The organism is Colwellia sp. MB3u-41, from assembly GCF_014076845.1.
GTDB lineage: Bacteria > Pseudomonadota > Gammaproteobacteria > Enterobacterales > Alteromonadaceae > Colwellia_A.
This window is the reverse complement of record NZ_JACGUT010000028.1, coordinates 85,075-101,297: the sequence shown is the minus strand read 5'-3', so window position 1 is coordinate 101,297 and position 16,223 is coordinate 85,075. Positions and strand designations below refer to the sequence as shown.

Genomic DNA, 16,223 nt, shown 5'->3' with positions numbered 1-16,223 from the left:
TAGGCTATAAAAACTCTGTCTGAGAAATCAGGCAGAGTTCAATGCTTAAGTACTCGAAAGCTGAATGTGTAAAGCTTGTTTATATGCGCTAATTCCGGGTAACAAAGGCACAACCAATGTTGCGATAAATATCATAAAGATTAACCTCATCAATTCCATGGTAAAAATATCACCACTTAAAAACAAACCAAATTCAGCAGCCAACCATGCCTCAAGGCTATAAAGCGCGAGTGTTAATACGACTATTGACATCATTATGGCTAGACTTACTAAAATAATGGCTTCTAACAAAACTAATAGTAATAAGGTAACAGGACTAGCCCCTAACATACGTAATACTGCTATTTCAGTTTGACGCTCGTTCATTGAGGCCAACAACATAGTTGTGAGTCCAAACAAGGATGAAATAAGCACTAGCACAGCTATGATACGCAGCACATTTTCACCGGTTGCCATCAAACTCCATAGTTCGGCCATGGCAACACCAGGTAAAACAGCCATTAGTCTATCTGTTTGGTCGTTATTAATCTCTCGCTGTAATCCAAACGTTGATAATTTACTTTTTAGTTTAAGCATAATAGCTGTAATACTTTTAGGAGTGGGAGGTATTGCTTCGGGATCTTTTATTAATGCTTTTAGTGATGATGGAGGTAAGTGGATCGCTTCAATGGCACCTAAACTTACGTGAACACTTTTATCAACTGGCGTGCCAGTGGTTGCTAAAATACCACTAACCACAAAGGGTGCTTGCGCGTGTTTGGTAAAGCTTGTATTGCCAATACCATGAGCAATGACGACTTTGTCGCCTAAATTATAATTAAGATTTCTTGCTACATCAGCACCGATAACGACGTTAAATAAGGACGAAAATTCACCGCCGTGTTCAAATTTAAGTGACTGTTTTTTACCATAGCGATAATGAGTGAAATAATTGTTATTCGTGCCAATAACACGGAAACCTTGATGAGAATCGCCAAGAGAAATAGGGATGGCCCAGTCGACTAGTTGTCGTTTTTCGAGCGTAGTAAAGCTGGTGTAATTAATATTATTGGCGGGGCTACCCATTCTAAAAATAGAATATAACAATAAGTTTAACGGGCCACTAGGCGCGCCAACAATCAAATCGACACCTGATATAGTACGATTAAAACTTTCTTTTGCTTGCAGGCGAATATGTTCGATACTTAGCAATACAACAATGCTGACGGTTAATGATAAAAAGGTCAAGATGGCCGTATTTTTTCGGCTTAATAAGCTTTGCCATGCAACAGAAGGTAATATCATCATGCGATGTTTTCCTCAGTTTTACTTAATGTCCTGCTCAATGTAGTGATGTCGAGGCTACTATCAAAATGATGCGACAAAGCAGTATCATGACTGACAAATATAAGCGTCATTTTAGTGTTGTCACAGATTTGCATAAGAAGGTCCATAAATGCATTTTTTGCTGAGGCATCGAGGGCAGAGGTAGGTTCATCAACCAATAATAATCTCGGATGATTTATCAGAGCACGCGCAATTGCCACACGTTGTTGCTGCCCAACACTCAATTGGTTAACTTGTCTGTGTATAATATTATTAGGTAGCTGTAATACGTTAAGCAACGTTTTGACGTCATTGTTCACATCAGGTCTTGAATTTTTGGCGAAGTAGGCTGCGAGCTGAATGTTTTTAAGTACAGACAGGTAGGGTATAAGGTTAAATTTTTGAGATACCACGCCAATATTTTTTGCTCTAAATAAGTCCCGCTGGCTGTTTGACAACGTACTTATATTGTTATCGAATAGATTAACACTGCCTGACGTTGGTATTAAAATACCACACAATAAATTTAAAAGTGTGGTTTTCCCTGAACCAGAGTTTCCATATAAGAATACACGTTCAGTGATACCGACTTTCCATTGTTCAATAGATAATCCAGCATAATTAGCAGGGGTATCTTTATGGCGGTAGTGTATATCTTGTAAGTTGATAGCAAGTGTTGACAAGTTCCATTCACCTTCGGAAATTACAGTATAAGTATTTCTATCTGTATATGCTTTGTGTTACTTTATAACATATTCATCTGGCTTGGAAAGAAGGTTTTTAATTTTAATAAAATGAATAGCCACCGTTTGCTATGCTCAAAAATATTCATGCTAGTGCTATTAATCTTTAGTGCAACGGTACATGCACAGGTTCAGTATATTGACATAGAATGGACCGAATTAATTCCAGCCGATGATTTAGCAGTATTACTTAATCCGCCAGATTTTTTATTTGAAATAGAAGATCAAGTAGAAAATGATAATATGAATGCATTGAAAGACATTATTCCAATTGATGAAAAAACTAAAAGGTATCAACAGGCGCTAGAATCAACGCGTGTCGTAGAGACATTTGATGGCAAAAGTATTCGACTTCCAGGATTTGTTGTGCCATTAGAAACTGATGAAAAACAACGGGTAATACAATTCTTTATTGTTCCCTACTTTGGAGCATGCTTACATATGCCACCACCACCGCCAAATCAAATTATTTTTGTAAAATCGTCAGTAGGCATTGAAGTAACCTCTTTATATGATGCGTTTTGGTTTGAAGGGACTTTAAGTATTGATACAACAGACAGCCTGCTAGGAAAATCAGCATATAGTCTACGGCTTAATAAAGCTTATCTTTACGAAGATTAAAGGTACAGGAACTTTATATAATTATACCAATCTCTCATTAAATCAAGATTGTAAAATTAATATTTAAGGTTCTCTAAAATATCACTAGTTGGGTTAAGGGCTACTTTGTGAATATAAAGCATAAAGCACTCAAGTTTTTTGTTGTTATGGTATCACAAAAGTACTTTATTAAGTTATTGTGATGTTATAACATAATATCACAATGTCTGGATGGTTCATCTAGTCAATCTCAATGATATAAACAGAGAGTGCGTTCATGCTTCAAAAAAATAAGTTGCCGGTTACTGTGCTATCGGGTTTTCTCGGTGCTGGAAAAACCACGGTACTAAGCCATATTTTAAATAATCGTCAAGGTAAAAAAGTGGCTGTCATTGTTAATGATATGAGTGATGTTAATATCGATTCTGCGACAGTTGCCAACGAAGTATCTCTTAATCGTAGCGATGAAAAGCTTGTTGAAATGAGTAATGGTTGTATTTGTTGTACGTTACGTGAAGATCTTCTCCTAGAGGTGACCAAGTTAGCAAAAGAGGGACGATTTGATTATTTGGTTATTGAATCTACAGGTATTTCTGAGCCATTGCCGATAGCCGAAACCTTTACGTTTTCCGACGAGGACGGTATTTCATTATCAGATGTGGCGACACTCGATACGATGGTTACGATTGTTGATGCGGTAAATTTTTTAAAGGATTACGAAGAGGCATCTTCCTTACAAGAAGCAGGGGAGTCGTTAGGGGAAGAAGATGAACGTAGTGTTTCTGATTTACTCGTTGACCAAGTCGAATTCGCCGATGTTATCTTGATTAGCAAAATCGACTTGGTTAATACTTCTGATATTAAGCGCCTAACAGCAATACTTAAAACGCTGAATACCCATGCCAGAATTACCCCTATTACTCAAGGCGAAGTCGATATTGATGCAGTGCTTAATACTGGTTTGTTCAATTTTGAACGTGCCCACAGCGCGCCGGGCTGGCTGAAGGAAATGCGCGGTGAACACATTCCTGAAAGCGAAGAATATGGTATTAGTAGTTTTAGTTTTCTTGCTCGTCGTCCATTTCATCCAGAGAAATTTTTTCACTTTCTTCACGATACAGAACAGTTTGGTAAATTAATTCGTTCTAAAGGCTATTTTTGGTTGGCTTCTCGCCCCGATTTTTCAGGTCAATGGAATCAAGCGGGTGGCATTGCTCATTATGGTTTTGCTGCTATGTTCTGGAAGTCGGTCCCTAAAAAAGACTGGCCTAGCGATGAAGAGTCATTGAACGCTATACAGAAACAGTGGGTTGAGCCATTTGGTGATATGCGTCAAGAATTAGTATTTATTGGTCAGCAACTTGATCAAGTGGCGATGACTCGTGCACTCAATGAATGCCTGTTGTCAGATGATGAATTACTGAAAGGACAAAATTACTGGGCAACACTCAGTGATCCGTTTCCAGAGTGGAGTGAAAGCGAATGAGTGCACTAGCAGCGATCAATGACAGCCAATCAACAAGCCACCTCTTACCTAAGTTACTGACAAAACGTGCCAGTGAAAGTGATACGCCAGAGGTATTTACTGATATTTATCGAGATGACATCAATATAGCAATTTGGCAACGTAAATTGCCTGACGAACTAGCCTTGGCTGTGAATGATATTTTAAAGTCGGGTACAAGAGTAAAAATCGCAGAGGCAGTTACCGTAAAAAGTGTCAATGCTACGCTTTGTAATGCGTTAGGTGCGACAAGCGCTGTTAGGATGTTGAGCGAAGACATCACACTATTGGTTGATATGTTTTGCTGTTTGTTTGATCTCAAAGAAGTTGGATTACGATTAACGGCACTCGATCGTGCTATGTGTCCCAGATTTCATTTTGATCGAATTCCGTGTCGACTGGTAACCACATATCATGGTGTTGCCACCGAATGGCTTCCTCATCAGTTGGTTGACCGCAGTAAATTAGGTGCGGGAAATCAAGGTAAATCAGATGAACAATCAGGTCTTTTTGATCGTACTGATGATATTTGTCAACTGAGTAAAGGTGATGTTGCCTTACTCAAAGGTGAGTTTTGGCATAATAATGAAGGTGCCGGTTTGGTACATCGTTCACCCGTTCAGTCAGAAGATTCAACTAATGAACGTCGTTTATTATTAACGCTTGATTTTATTAATAATTAAAGAGTGTTAGTGATGGGAAATTTAAAAATCAAAGTACAAAAGTTAGTATCCTTTTTGTTAAATATAATACTATTTAATGTTTTTTTATTAGGTCAACTCGTTCATGCAAAAAGTCAGCAAGAACATGGTAGTCCCTTAGATTTTCATGTACATGGTTTATCTGAAATGACGATGGCGATTGAAGGAGAAATACTGGATATTCAATTGATTTCTCCAACGGTTAATCTCTTTGGTTTTGAGCACAAAGCAAGCAACAAAAAAGAGATTACGCTTGTTAATAATGCTAAAACACTACTGAGCAATACTTCATCACTTTTTTATTTTTCAGGTGGTGGTTGTTCGCTCATTAATACCGTGATTGATGTCTCAGGTTCACTAAAAGGTCATGAAAATGAGCATGAACATCAGCCGAAAAATAGAAAAAAATCGCATGATGATCACCGCATTCAAGAGACAACTCATCAAAATCATAGCCAAATAGTGGCAAATTATCGTTATCACTGTGAAGAAACAGCAACGTTATCAGCTATTACGGTACTAGCCTTTGATCAATTTTTAGGTATTAAGGAAATTCGTGCGATGTGGATAACAGACACAAAAAAAGGTGTCGTAACACTAAGCGCAGAACGTAAGATAATACATCTATGATTATGAGTATTAAAAATTGATTATAAAAGAGCCGTATAGTGGTCAGGAAATTAAAAGATGATAAAAATAGAAAATATTACAGATAAAATGGCAATCACTCTATCAGTCGCTTGCGCTATTCATTGCTTAGTAATGCCGTTATTGTTGCTGTTACTGCCAAATTTTGTGGTATTGCAACTCAACAATGAAGCGTATCATACTGCGATGGTACTCATTGTTCTGCCTACAAGTGTATTTGCACTATTTATGGGGTGTAAGCAACATAAACGTTATAGATTACTGTTTATTGGCTTCGTTGGACTAATTTTCTTAGTTCTCGCCATTTCGTTAGGTAACGAATTTTGGGAAAAAGTACTTACTCTGATGGGATCAGCGGTTATCGCAGGTGGTCATTATTGGAATTACCGCTTGTGTCAGCAACACACCCTTTGTCACCGCTGTGAAGATTAAAGATTAAAGATTAAAGATTAAATTGTTCATCGTGATGGTCAGAATTTAGATCAACATCATGCTTACCTCTTCATTATGTTTACCCATATCCAGATGTAAACGGGTTAAGTTAATTATTTAGATGACGTTTTCTCTATTAAGATAATGCAATCATTATTATAAGATTAAGATTATTGCATTACTTATCTTTATTTCACCGGGTTATTGATTACTGCCAACTGACATCAGGCGTCCAACCTTTAATCCACTTAGGAATATCACTAGCAGGCATCGGTTTGGCAATGCCATAACCTTGCGCCAATTCACATCCTATTTTCAACAGAGCAGTACCGTGTTCAATTGTTTCTACACCTTCAGCAATTACTTCTCGATTGAATGACTTCGCTAACGCTATTACGCCTCCAACAATTGCTAAATCATCATCATCAATCAACATGTCTCGTACAAAGGTTTGATCTATTTTAATTAAATTGGCAGGCAAGCGTCTAAGGTAATTGAGGGATGAATAACCAGTGCCAAAATCATCTAAGGCAAAGCTTACACCCAGTGCTATGCAATCATTCATGACAGCGAAAATATGACTTATATTATCTAAGGCACTTGTTTCTAAAACCTCTAGTTCTAAAAAGTGTGGTTCAACATCAGGATGTGCTGCTAACAAGGCGGTTAGTCTTTTGGTAAAGTTTGGTTGCTGTAATTGCACTGCGGCAATGTTTACGCTGGTACTGACCGTAAGACTCAGTCCCATTTTTTGCCACTGGCTGATTTGTGTCAGTGCGGTGTCGATAACCCATTCACCCATTTCTATCATCATCGGGTTATTTTCAATAAAAGGTAAAAAATCTATCGGACTTAATAAACCTCGAACCGGATGCTGCCAGCGAATTAAGGCTTCAGTGCCAGTGACTTTACCTATACGCATATTAACCTTGGGTTGATAAAAGAGAACAAATTGTTGATTGTCTAATGCGCTACGAATAGCCTCTAGGTTTTCACGTTGTACTTTAACCGCGTCATCTTGAGCGGTATCAAATAAATGATAACGATTTTTACCTAATTCTTTAGCGATATACATGGCTTGGTCGGCATGGCGCATTAGTAAGTCGGCATCAGCATTGTCTTGTGGGTAAAGTGTTACACCAATACTCGCTGACACCGTTAATATAAGATCGCTAATTTTTACCGGCTCTGATGCTGCTAATAGTAAACGCTCTAATATAGGTTCACAATCTTCAACAACTGATAAGTCTGCTAATACAGCTACAAATTCATCGCCACCAATGCGTGCTAAGCTATCACCTTCTCGTAATGCCTCTTTCATAAGAGCAGAAAGGGCAATCAAAAGTTCATCACCTATATCATGACCATAAACATCATTAACACGTTTAAATCCGTCTAAATCTATAAAGACAACGGCGAGGGACTGTGCATGTCGTTTACACTGCAACATGGCTTGAGATAACCGGTCAGCTAACAAGGCGCGATTGGGTAAATCAGTGAGTAAATCATAATGCGCAATATGTTCTATTTGATTTTGATATTTTTTCATTGGAGTAATATCGCTACCTAAAGAAACATAATGCGTTGTGACACCATGTTCGTCGTATACCGCACTAATGGTTTTCATTTCAGCATAGACTTCGCCACTTTTACGACGATTCCACAGCTCGCCGTACCAATAACCGTCTCCGGTAAGCGCTTGCCACATGTTGATATAAAAATCAGGCGATTGTCGACCTGATTTAAGCATGCGAGGATTTTGTCCAATGGCCTCTTCATGGCTATAACCTGTTGTTGTCGTGAAGGTATCATTTACATCAACAATAAACCCTACGGTATCGGTAATAATGATGTTCTCTCGGGCGTGTGTAAATACGCTTGCGGCGAGTTGAATTTTTTCTTGATAATGATGCCAATCGGTAATGTCGTCATAGATACCAACCATGCCAATAATACAGTTGTCTTCGTCATGTATTGGCGTTTTAGAGGTGCGTAGCCAGATATGATCACCGGCAGGGGTTAATTGATTCTCTTCGTAGTTCAGTTTTGCTTTACCGGTGTCAATCACATGTTGATCGTCCGATTGATATTTTGCCGCGAGGTCATGCCAAGCAAGCTCATGATCAGATTTATTGATTATTTCATTGGGGGTTTTTATTCCGGCATCGCGCGCAAATTTTGTATTACAGCCGAGATAACAAGAGTTTTTATCTTTCCAAAAAACTCTTGTTGGTATAGCTTCAATGATAGTACTTAATAAATTTCGCGACTTCGACAATTCCTCATAGGGCTGTATAATACTAGCGACAAAGATACTTTTATAGATATAAAAGTAAGCAAAAATTTTATAATTGTGTCCTAAAAAATTAAATACATCAGTCACGTCAGTATAAAGTGTGAAAAAGAGCTCACTCATTGCCATTAAACACACGGCGGTAAATAAATTAACAACATCATAAGGCTGGTTAGTTCGCATTAAATAAAAAAGGCGGAGACCAACCGTTAAATAAAGTCCGAAAAGAGTATATTCACTCATGACTTTGAAGGGGGTAAGTCCTTGTCCTTCAATATAGGTACTGGGGATTAATGATGGAAAAAATAACCCAATAATCACGAGGATGACGACTAGCGATAAAGTACAACCTAATATCGACCAATGCATTAACCTTGTTGCAATATTTCGCCATGAAAGTAACGAAACAAGTAATAAGCTGAAGGCTGAAAAGTAGCGAGCCATTAGCCAAAAATTAATAGTTTTTTCTGGACCACTTGGCGTAATTAACGCAGGCATATTAGGAAAAGAGAACACATGAAAGAAATCAAGTATCGCTACACCAAGAAAAGAACAGGCAAGGATAATGTAATTACGCAGGTTTTTATTGTCAGCAATATGAACCCAAGCGGTACCAAAAATCATTGCTGATATAACGATTGATAAAAACTCAAAAAGTGTATGAAGGGGGGGATAACTAACAATGCCTTTCATTTCATAGAATATGGGAGAAAATAAGCTTAGGACAAAAATAATAACAAAGAACAATACCGTCTTTATAGCGCTATTTATTTGTTTTTGGTAATTTGAATGTATTTTCATCATTTAACGAATATAGCCTAATGTGCTCTTATACACAAAATCTACATTGGGGAATGTTTATTTAACCATGATATCTTCAGAATAAGTTGTTTTTTCGATATTTATTGTTAGTTTCATCGCAAGGCCAGAAGAAGGATTTGACGGGTGATATAGCTACTGAGAAGTCGATTGATTTACGTAAAAAAGACTTAACAATTTACGTTAAGTCTCATTTTTAGTGATGGGTAAGTTTGTATATAGTTATTAAGAGTGAGGAGCGACTGATAGCGTTAATTTTAGTAAGGTGGACTGTTACAATAGTAACATTTTAACGTGTAGGTTCACTTATTTTTACGACTTGTTTTCCTGTGAAATTACCGTTTATCTGCGTATGTAAAGCACGAGAAACATCCTGAGCAGTAAATTCAATCAAGGTCACATTAGGCACGCTAAGCGTACCTTTTGACAAGCCTTCAAGTAATTGATTACTCATAAAGCTCATTCTTTGTTGCGCACACAAGCTATTAGCTAACCAAGCTCCTGCTAAAGAAACAATGCCAATATTTGGCGCTTTTCTAAACATCAGCTCTTGATCAAAATTAGGCAAAGGTCTTAAGCAGGCAATACGACCACAGAAACGCATCAGTTCAATATTACGTATTGTTGAATCACCACCAATAGAGTCAAGTACCGCATCAAAACCTTGAGGCCCTAATTCTCGGCGAATTTTCTCACAGAGTTTTGTGTCGTGATAATCAAATATGGCATCCGCTCCAAGTTTTTTCACTAACTTGTGATTATGCTTAGAAGCGGTTGTAAATACATCAGCACCGCGCTGTTTAGCAAATTGAATAGCAAATTGCCCAACGGCTCCCGCGCCAGCCTCAATTAAAATAGTATCTCCTTGTACTATTTGTAATTTCTCTAATGCGATTAAAGCGGTCATTCCGGCACAAGGTAATGTTGCCGCTTCACTTGCTGTGACATTTTCAGGCACAACAGAAACGGCAAAATTTGGCACTTTGGCATAATCACTAAGTACACCTTGCTCTCCAATATTGGCATGCCACATTACACGGTCACCTATATTGGGAAATAAGCCTTTTTTAGCTTGAACTACCGTGCCAACTGCATCTAAACCGAGTATATGTGGATATTGCCATTTAGAAAATCCAGATTTAGCAAAGTGAGCATCAATAGGGTTTAGACCGACATATTCAACCTTGACTAACAGTTCGTGTTCGCTACATTCAGGCACAGGCAAGCGCACGTCAGATAAACTAATCTGTTCGTCTGGCTCTGCTAGCTCAATGGCTCGCATCGATTGAGGTAAGTCAATGTTGGGTAATATGTTAATATCTAGCATAAAAAACTCAAATTTTACAAGGTGATTAAACCATAACTCCATCGGCCGTTAAACGCTTGATAAGCGGTTACTTTGGCTAACGATGATGAAATTGTCGCGTTAACTGCATTTTCTTGGGCTATTAAAACATCCTGCCGCGCATCTAACAACTCTAAGTAAGGGATCTGCCCCTCTTGGTACATAGCATTGGCCTGAATAAAAGCGTTATTGGCATAGGTAAAACGTTTATCTGCAAACCCTTTTTGTTTAAGTTGTTTTGTTAGCAACCGCAATGAAAGCTCACTTTCATTGATGGCACTAAGCACGACCTGCTGATACTGGCTATAAGCCGCTTCACTCAAATATTGCTGAGCATCACGTTGTGCTAATAACGCAGGATAACTTAACAGCGACCATTGTATTTGCGGAGCAACTTGCCATTGTTGTTGCGTATTATTGAGTTGATTATTACCTAGACTTAATACACCTGCAAAAGCATGTAAACTAATGTCAGGCAGTAAGGCTTTACTTGCTGCGATGCTTAGAGAGTTTGCTTGGCTAAACTCATATAACGCTTGGCTAATGTCAGGACGTAAGGCTATTGACTCATTCGGTTGAGCTAAAGCTACCTCAAAAGGTAAGTCAAATACCCCTTGTTCATCTTTTAGCACTAAATCACCACTTAAACGACCACTGAGTAATGCAAGTGTTGATAAGTCGCGGTATTGAGCATAAATGGTGTCAGGAAGTAATGCTTGCTGGCGGCTTAGCTGTGCACGAGTGCGGTTTAAGTCCAGTTCATTAGCAATACCTTCTTGAACACGTGCCTCAAGTACTTCGATGCTTTGTTCAAGCGCGGTAATTTGCATGTTCACAATATGCTGTTTTTGCTTATTGCCCTGATAGCTAATGTAGCCTTTAACGACCGATGCAACCACTTGAGTTTGTAAAGCACGTAATTGCTCGGCTTGACTCATGGCGGATGCGTTGGCCGCATCGACTAACGCACTCATGCGCCCAAACAAATCGAGTTGCCAATTCATTGCCAAATTAGCATTGGATTGACGACTGATGTTGTCTGCTACACTTGTTCGCTGCGCACCAATTTCTAGCCCACCTTGGGGTAAAAAATCGGCTTCTTGTGCGCTTAATCGGGCAAGTGCACTCTGTAATTCGAGCTGACTCGTTTGTAAGTTGTAATTGTTAGCCAGCGCATCTTTGACCAATTGATTCAATTGCGTTGAGCTAAGTTGTTGCCACCAGTTTATTTCGTCTTTACCTGTCAATTGCGTGGCTATTTCTGCGTCCGCAATAAATTTTTTCATCAGTTGTTGATGCTGTTTTTCATCAATTTTATTAGCACAACCTGACAAGAAGGTCGCCACTAAAACGGCGCTAATGGTTAACTTTGTTTTTAGCTGCTTGGCTTTAAATCGCTTGATAAGTAAGTTAATCATCTGCTATTCCTCATTCTTTTTGGGTTGAGTCTTGGTCACTAATATATAAAATACTGGCGTAAATAATAGGCCAAACACAGTAACACCTATCATGCCTGAAAATACGGCATTGCCCATAGCATGGCGCATTTCAGCTCCTGCACCCGTAGCAAAAACTAACGGTAGCACACCTGCTGTAAATGCAATTGAAGTCATGAGTATCGGACGTAAACGCAGCTTACACGACTCAATAATGGCGTCAAAATGAGACAAGCCATTCTGGTTTTGATCTTTAGCAAACTCCACCATTAATATGGCATTTTTTGAGGCTAGGGCGACGAGTACAATTAACGCAATCTGGGTGAAAATATTGTTGTCTGAGCCAACAAACCAAACACCTAACAGCGCAGAAAATATCGTCATGGGTACAATAAGGATAATGGCTAAGGGTAACCGCAAACTTTCATATTGCGCGGCTAACACCATAAAAACTAATAGTACGACTAACGGAAAAACATAAACCATAGTATTTCCTGCCAATATTTGTTGGTAAGTCACCTCGGTCCATTCGTAAGTAATACCTTTGGGTAGCGTATCAGCCAAAATATTTTCTATCGCAGTCTGTGCTTGGTCTGAACTATATCCAGGAGCCGGGCTACCATTAAGCTCAGCACTAGGGTAGCCATTGTAATGCATCACTCTATCAGGCCCTGTTGTTGGCGTTACCGTTAAAACAGAACCTAACGGCACCATGTTGCCTTGGCGATTACGTACTTTGAGGTTTAATATTTGATCAGGGTCTTGGCGAAACTCAGCTTCTGCCTGAGCTTTGACTTGGTAGGTACGGCCAAACATATTGAAGTCATTAACATATACCGAGCCTAAATATACTTGCAAAGCATTAAAAACTTCATCAAGAGGGATCCCTTGGATGAGCGCTTGTTCACGGTCAATGTCTATATCCATTTGGGGTACTTGAATTCTAAAACTTGAAAAAAGCCCGACCAATGCGGGGTCTTTTCTCGCTTTGTTAATAACGGCTTGTAGGCTATTAAATAATGTTTCAAAACCTTTATTACCACGGTCTTCAATTTGTAATTTAAAGCCACCTGTAGTGCCTAAACCTTGGATCGGTGGTGGTGGGAAAACAGCCACAAAGGCTTCATCGATAGCAGTAAAACGCTGGTTTAATTGTGCTGCAATTGCCATCGCTGAACGGCTAGGATCAGTACGAAGCGCAAAGGCATCGAGTGGAACAAAGACAATGCCGCTGTTCGGGCTATTAGTAAAGCCATTCACTGACAATCCAGGGAAAGATACGGTATGAGCAACGCCGGGTATTTGTAGTGCTATCTTTTCCATATCTCTGACAACGGCATGTGTGCGGTCAAGGCTTGCTGCATCAGGTAATTGTGCTATCGCAATAAGGTATTGCTTGTCTTGTGCAGGAATGAAGCCACCAGGGACTGTATTAAATAGCTGAACTGTTCCGCCCAGTAGCGCAATATAAGCAACAATAACGACCACACTCATACGCATTAATTTTTTAACTAACTTTTGGTAACCATTACTGCCACGGTCAAAAACTCGGTTAAAAGGGGTGAATAACCAACGGCCAAAAAGCTTATTAAGTAGACGTGTTAATCGGTCTGGCTTACTGTCGTGTGATTTTAATAATAATGCTGCTAATGCTGGCGACAACGTTAATGAGTTAAAGGCTGAAATGATGGTTGATATGGTAATGGTTAAGGCAAATTGTTTATAAAATTGACCTGATACACCACTGATAAATGCCGTAGGAATAAACACAGCACTTAAGACTAATGCAATAGCGATAATAGGCCCTGTGACTTCGGTCATCGCAACTTTTGTCGCTTCTAAAGGTGTTAAGCCTTTTTCAATGTTACGTTCGACATTTTCAACCACCACAATAGCGTCATCAACGACAATACCTATGGCGAGCACTAAGCCAAATAAAGATAAGGTATTAATTGATACGCCAAGTAATTGCATTACGGCAAAGGTACCAATTAATGAAATTGGCACAGCAATTAAAGGAATGATTGAAGCGCGCCACGTTTGTAAAAATAGCACTACAACGATAACGACCAACACAATTGCTTCAATTAAAGTGGTTATTACTGCGTCAATGGAATCACGTACGAAAATAGTAGGATCGTAAACAATGTCATACTCAACACCAGCAGGAAAATCTTCAGATAATACGGCCATAGTTGCACGTACTTGATCTGATAATTCTATAGCATTAGAGCCTGGGCGTTGAAAAATAGGCATAGCGAGTGCAGGCTGGCCGTCTAACATAGCACGCAATGCATAAGTATTTTGCCCTAAGTCAACACGCGCAACATCTTTTAATCGAGTCAGTTGACCTTGCTCGCCAACTTTAATAATAACTTGCTCAAATTCTTCAATGTTATCAAGTCGACCTTTAACATTAAGTAAGACTTGAAATTGGCTATCGTTAGCAGCAGGTTGAGACCCTAAACTACCAGCGGCAACTTGCTGGTTTTGCGCTCGTAGTGCTTGAATAACATCAGTCGCGGTGAGTTCACGCGCAGCTAATGCATCTGGATTAAGCCACACGCGCATTGAGTATTGGCCACCACCAAATAATTTTACGTCACCAACACCAGCTAAGCGGGTAATTTGATCTTTAACATAGAGATCTGCATAGTTTGATAGATATGCCGTGTCGTGAGTTTCTTCTGGTGAGTATAGGTGTACAACCATCGCCAAGTCAGGAGATGACTTTTCTGCGATCACACCTAGGCGTTGTACTTCTTCGGGTAAGCGAGATAATGCACTGTTAACGCTATTTTGTACTTGCACTTGTGCACGGTCTAGATCGGTGCCTAAAGCAAAAGTAACGGTTAAGGTCATGCGACCATCGCCAGTGGCTTGAGAAAACATATATAACATGTTTTCAGTACCGTTTATTTCTTGTTCAAGTGGCGTTGCCACCGTCTGTGCGATAACTGAAGGGTTTGCGCCTGGGTAATTTGCCGTAACAACGACTGTTGGCGGAACGACTTCGGGGTATTCACTGACGGGTAGTTGAAAAAGTGAAAGCCCGCCAGCAAGTAAAATTATTAATGACAAGACCGCGGCAAATATAGGTCGCTGTATAAAAAAGTGGGAAAATTTCATGATTAACTCTTATTCTTTTGACGTTAGTTTTGCCGTTAAACTGGCATCAGCATCGGGTGACAAAGTAAAGGCAATACCTGCACTATCAATTTTTACGTTATTAGGTGCGATAGGCATGCCAGGTCCAACTCGGGCCGGACCATTAACTGCGATAATATCGGTGACTTTTAATCCAGAAGTAATCGCCTGCAAGCTACCGTAACGCTCACCTAACTGAACAAGCTTATATTGCAAAATATTGTTTTCACCGACGGTTAAGACAAAATTATTTTTTAAGTCGGTACCAATTGCACGAGCAGGTACGATAATTTTTTCGTTGACGGCATTCGCCGCTAACTTAATACGTGCAAAAGAACCTGCGCGCAATTGGTTTTTGTCTTCATTAAATACGGCTCTAACGCGCAATGTGCCAGTAGACGAGTTTATTTGGTTGTCAATAAAATCAATGTAACCTTTATAAGAAAATTCACTTTGTCCTAGTTTTTGCATAACAACTTGTTGTTGGTCAGTAGCACTAATATTGGCAAAGTCGCTATTCCACGTGCGTTCATCAATATCAAAATATGCAAACATCGCTTGGTTAGAAACAATCGTGGTCAGCACACTTTGTCCTGCTAGAATGTTATTACCTTTAGTAATATTGGCGCGAGAGATTATGCCGTCGATAGGTGAACGGATAGAGGTAAACTCTAAATCTAGTTGTGCCGCTGTTAATTGTGCCTGTAAAGCAGCAAGCTGTGCCTCGCGTTGACGTAATGTAGAGGTGCGTGATTCCGCCTGTTCAGTTGATATTGCTTTTCGCTCAGTTAACCGAGTAGCACGTTTTTCTTCACTCTGCGCTTGATCTAATGCTGCTTTTGCACTGTTAATTTGTGCAGCCAAACTCGCGACTATTGCTAGAAATGGGCGGTCATCTAGTTTAAAAAGAAGATCACCCGTTTTTATCTGCTCACCTTCATTAAAGGCAATATGCTCAATTACGCCAGAAACACGAGGTTTTAATGCGACTTGCTGTGGCGCTTCTAAGCGTGTGGTATAGGTATGCCAATTTTGTACAGACTTCACCAGAACTTCTGCTACATCAATTGACTGCAGTTGTTGTTGTTGTTGTTGCTGTGTATTTTGGCTAGGCTCTTCTGAGCAACCCAAGAAGGTTAAGCTGGCCAGAGTAATAGCTACTGCGATTAAATGTTTATTCATGATGAGACCTCTTTTAATTTGGTCGCAATTTTACGGAATAAACCTGTTGATAAAAACCATAGATTTCG

Annotated in this window: 12 protein-coding genes; 5 read left to right on the top strand and 7 right to left on the bottom strand. The window is 39.4% G+C overall.

Translation table 11 applies throughout. The features are described from left to right. Positions 1 to 45: 45 nt before the first annotated feature. Both H4J73_RS01740 and H4J73_RS01735 read right to left on the bottom strand, forming a co-directional pair. Complete coding sequence (locus tag H4J73_RS01740; protein ID WP_182177949.1) at positions 46 to 1,284, bottom strand: ABC transporter permease; 1,239 nt, start codon at positions 1,282 to 1,284, stop codon at positions 46 to 48. Further along, positions 1,284 to 1,988 carry an ABC transporter ATP-binding protein gene (locus H4J73_RS01735; protein WP_182177806.1) on the bottom strand — a complete coding sequence of 235 codons (705 nt, stop codon included), beginning with the start codon at positions 1,986 to 1,988 and terminating at the stop codon, positions 1,284 to 1,286. Before H4J73_RS01735 ends, H4J73_RS01740 begins: the two co-directional genes overlap by 1 nt. Positions 1,989 to 2,135: 147 nt before the next feature. Between H4J73_RS01735 and H4J73_RS01730 the strand changes: the two genes are divergently transcribed. The 5 genes from H4J73_RS01730 (at position 2,136) to H4J73_RS01710 (ending at position 5,933) form a co-directional block, all read left to right on the top strand. Then, positions 2,136 to 2,669 carry a DUF3299 domain-containing protein gene (locus H4J73_RS01730; RefSeq protein ID WP_259367921.1) on the top strand — a complete coding sequence of 178 codons (534 nt, stop codon included), beginning with the start codon at positions 2,136 to 2,138 and terminating at the stop codon, positions 2,667 to 2,669. A gap of 256 nt (positions 2,670 to 2,925) precedes the next feature. After that, positions 2,926 to 4,134 carry a zinc metallochaperone GTPase ZigA gene (gene zigA, locus H4J73_RS01725; protein WP_182177810.1) on the top strand — a complete coding sequence of 403 codons (1,209 nt, stop codon included), beginning with the start codon at positions 2,926 to 2,928 and terminating at the stop codon, positions 4,132 to 4,134. Further along, positions 4,131 to 4,835 (top strand): DUF1826 domain-containing protein, encoded by a 705-nt coding sequence (locus tag H4J73_RS01720; protein ID WP_182177812.1) that lies wholly within the window; start codon positions 4,131 to 4,133, stop codon positions 4,833 to 4,835. The genes zigA and H4J73_RS01720 overlap by 4 nt, the downstream gene beginning before the upstream one ends. Positions 4,836 to 4,847: 12 nt before the next feature. Continuing rightward, positions 4,848 to 5,483, top strand: coding sequence for a DUF2796 domain-containing protein (locus H4J73_RS01715; protein ID WP_182223266.1), 636 nt, complete (start codon positions 4,848 to 4,850; stop codon positions 5,481 to 5,483). A 57-nt stretch (positions 5,484 to 5,540) separates the two neighbouring features. Beyond that, the gene (locus H4J73_RS01710; RefSeq protein ID WP_182177814.1) at positions 5,541 to 5,933 is read left to right on the top strand and encodes a MerC domain-containing protein; all 393 of its coding nucleotides are present in this window, start codon (positions 5,541 to 5,543) and stop codon (positions 5,931 to 5,933) included. 208 nt (positions 5,934 to 6,141) lie between these two features. Here the strand turns inward: H4J73_RS01710 and H4J73_RS01705 are convergent, their stop codons facing one another. From H4J73_RS01705 to H4J73_RS01685, 5 genes are all read right to left on the bottom strand, one after another. Next, positions 6,142 to 9,030, bottom strand: coding sequence for an EAL domain-containing protein (locus tag H4J73_RS01705; protein ID WP_182223267.1), 2,889 nt, complete (start codon positions 9,028 to 9,030; stop codon positions 6,142 to 6,144). Between the two features lie 304 nt (positions 9,031 to 9,334). Continuing rightward, entirely contained in the window at positions 9,335 to 10,372 is a 1,038-nt protein-coding gene (locus tag H4J73_RS01700; RefSeq protein WP_182177818.1) for a zinc-binding dehydrogenase, read from the bottom strand. 14 nt (positions 10,373 to 10,386) lie between these two features. Further along, entirely contained in the window at positions 10,387 to 11,808 is a 1,422-nt protein-coding gene (locus H4J73_RS01695) for a TolC family protein (protein WP_182177820.1), read from the bottom strand. Between the two features lie 3 nt (positions 11,809 to 11,811). Further along, positions 11,812 to 14,955, bottom strand: coding sequence for an efflux RND transporter permease subunit (locus tag H4J73_RS01690; RefSeq protein WP_182177822.1), 3,144 nt, complete (start codon positions 14,953 to 14,955; stop codon positions 11,812 to 11,814). 9 nt (positions 14,956 to 14,964) lie between these two features. Beyond that, on the bottom strand, positions 14,965 to 16,155 hold the full coding sequence (locus H4J73_RS01685; RefSeq protein WP_182223268.1) for an efflux RND transporter periplasmic adaptor subunit: 1,191 nt from the start codon (positions 16,153 to 16,155) through the stop codon (positions 14,965 to 14,967). Positions 16,156 to 16,223 lie beyond the last annotated feature (68 nt).

Coding starts and splice junctions, on each gene's coding strand:
- H4J73_RS01740 (WP_182177949.1), bottom strand. CDS start 1,284: ATGATATTACCTTCTGTTGCATGGCAAAGCTTATTAAGCCGAAAAAAT.
- H4J73_RS01730 (WP_259367921.1), top strand. CDS start 2,136: ATGCTAGTGCTATTAATCTTTAGTGCAACGGTACATGCACAGGTTCAG.
- zigA (WP_182177810.1), top strand. CDS start 2,926: ATGCTTCAAAAAAATAAGTTGCCGGTTACTGTGCTATCGGGTTTTCTC.
- H4J73_RS01720 (WP_182177812.1), top strand. CDS start 4,131: ATGAGTGCACTAGCAGCGATCAATGACAGCCAATCAACAAGCCACCTC.
- H4J73_RS01715 (WP_182223266.1), top strand. CDS start 4,848: ATGGGAAATTTAAAAATCAAAGTACAAAAGTTAGTATCCTTTTTGTTA.
- H4J73_RS01710 (WP_182177814.1), top strand. CDS start 5,541: ATGATAAAAATAGAAAATATTACAGATAAAATGGCAATCACTCTATCA.
- H4J73_RS01705 (WP_182223267.1), bottom strand. CDS start 9,030: ATGATGAAAATACATTCAAATTACCAAAAACAAATAAATAGCGCTATA.
- H4J73_RS01700 (WP_182177818.1), bottom strand. CDS start 10,372: ATGCTAGATATTAACATATTACCCAACATTGACTTACCTCAATCGATG.
- H4J73_RS01695 (WP_182177820.1), bottom strand. CDS start 11,808: ATGATTAACTTACTTATCAAGCGATTTAAAGCCAAGCAGCTAAAAACA.
- H4J73_RS01690 (WP_182177822.1), bottom strand. CDS start 14,955: ATGAAATTTTCCCACTTTTTTATACAGCGACCTATATTTGCCGCGGTC.
- H4J73_RS01685 (WP_182223268.1), bottom strand. CDS start 16,155: ATGAATAAACATTTAATCGCAGTAGCTATTACTCTGGCCAGCTTAACC.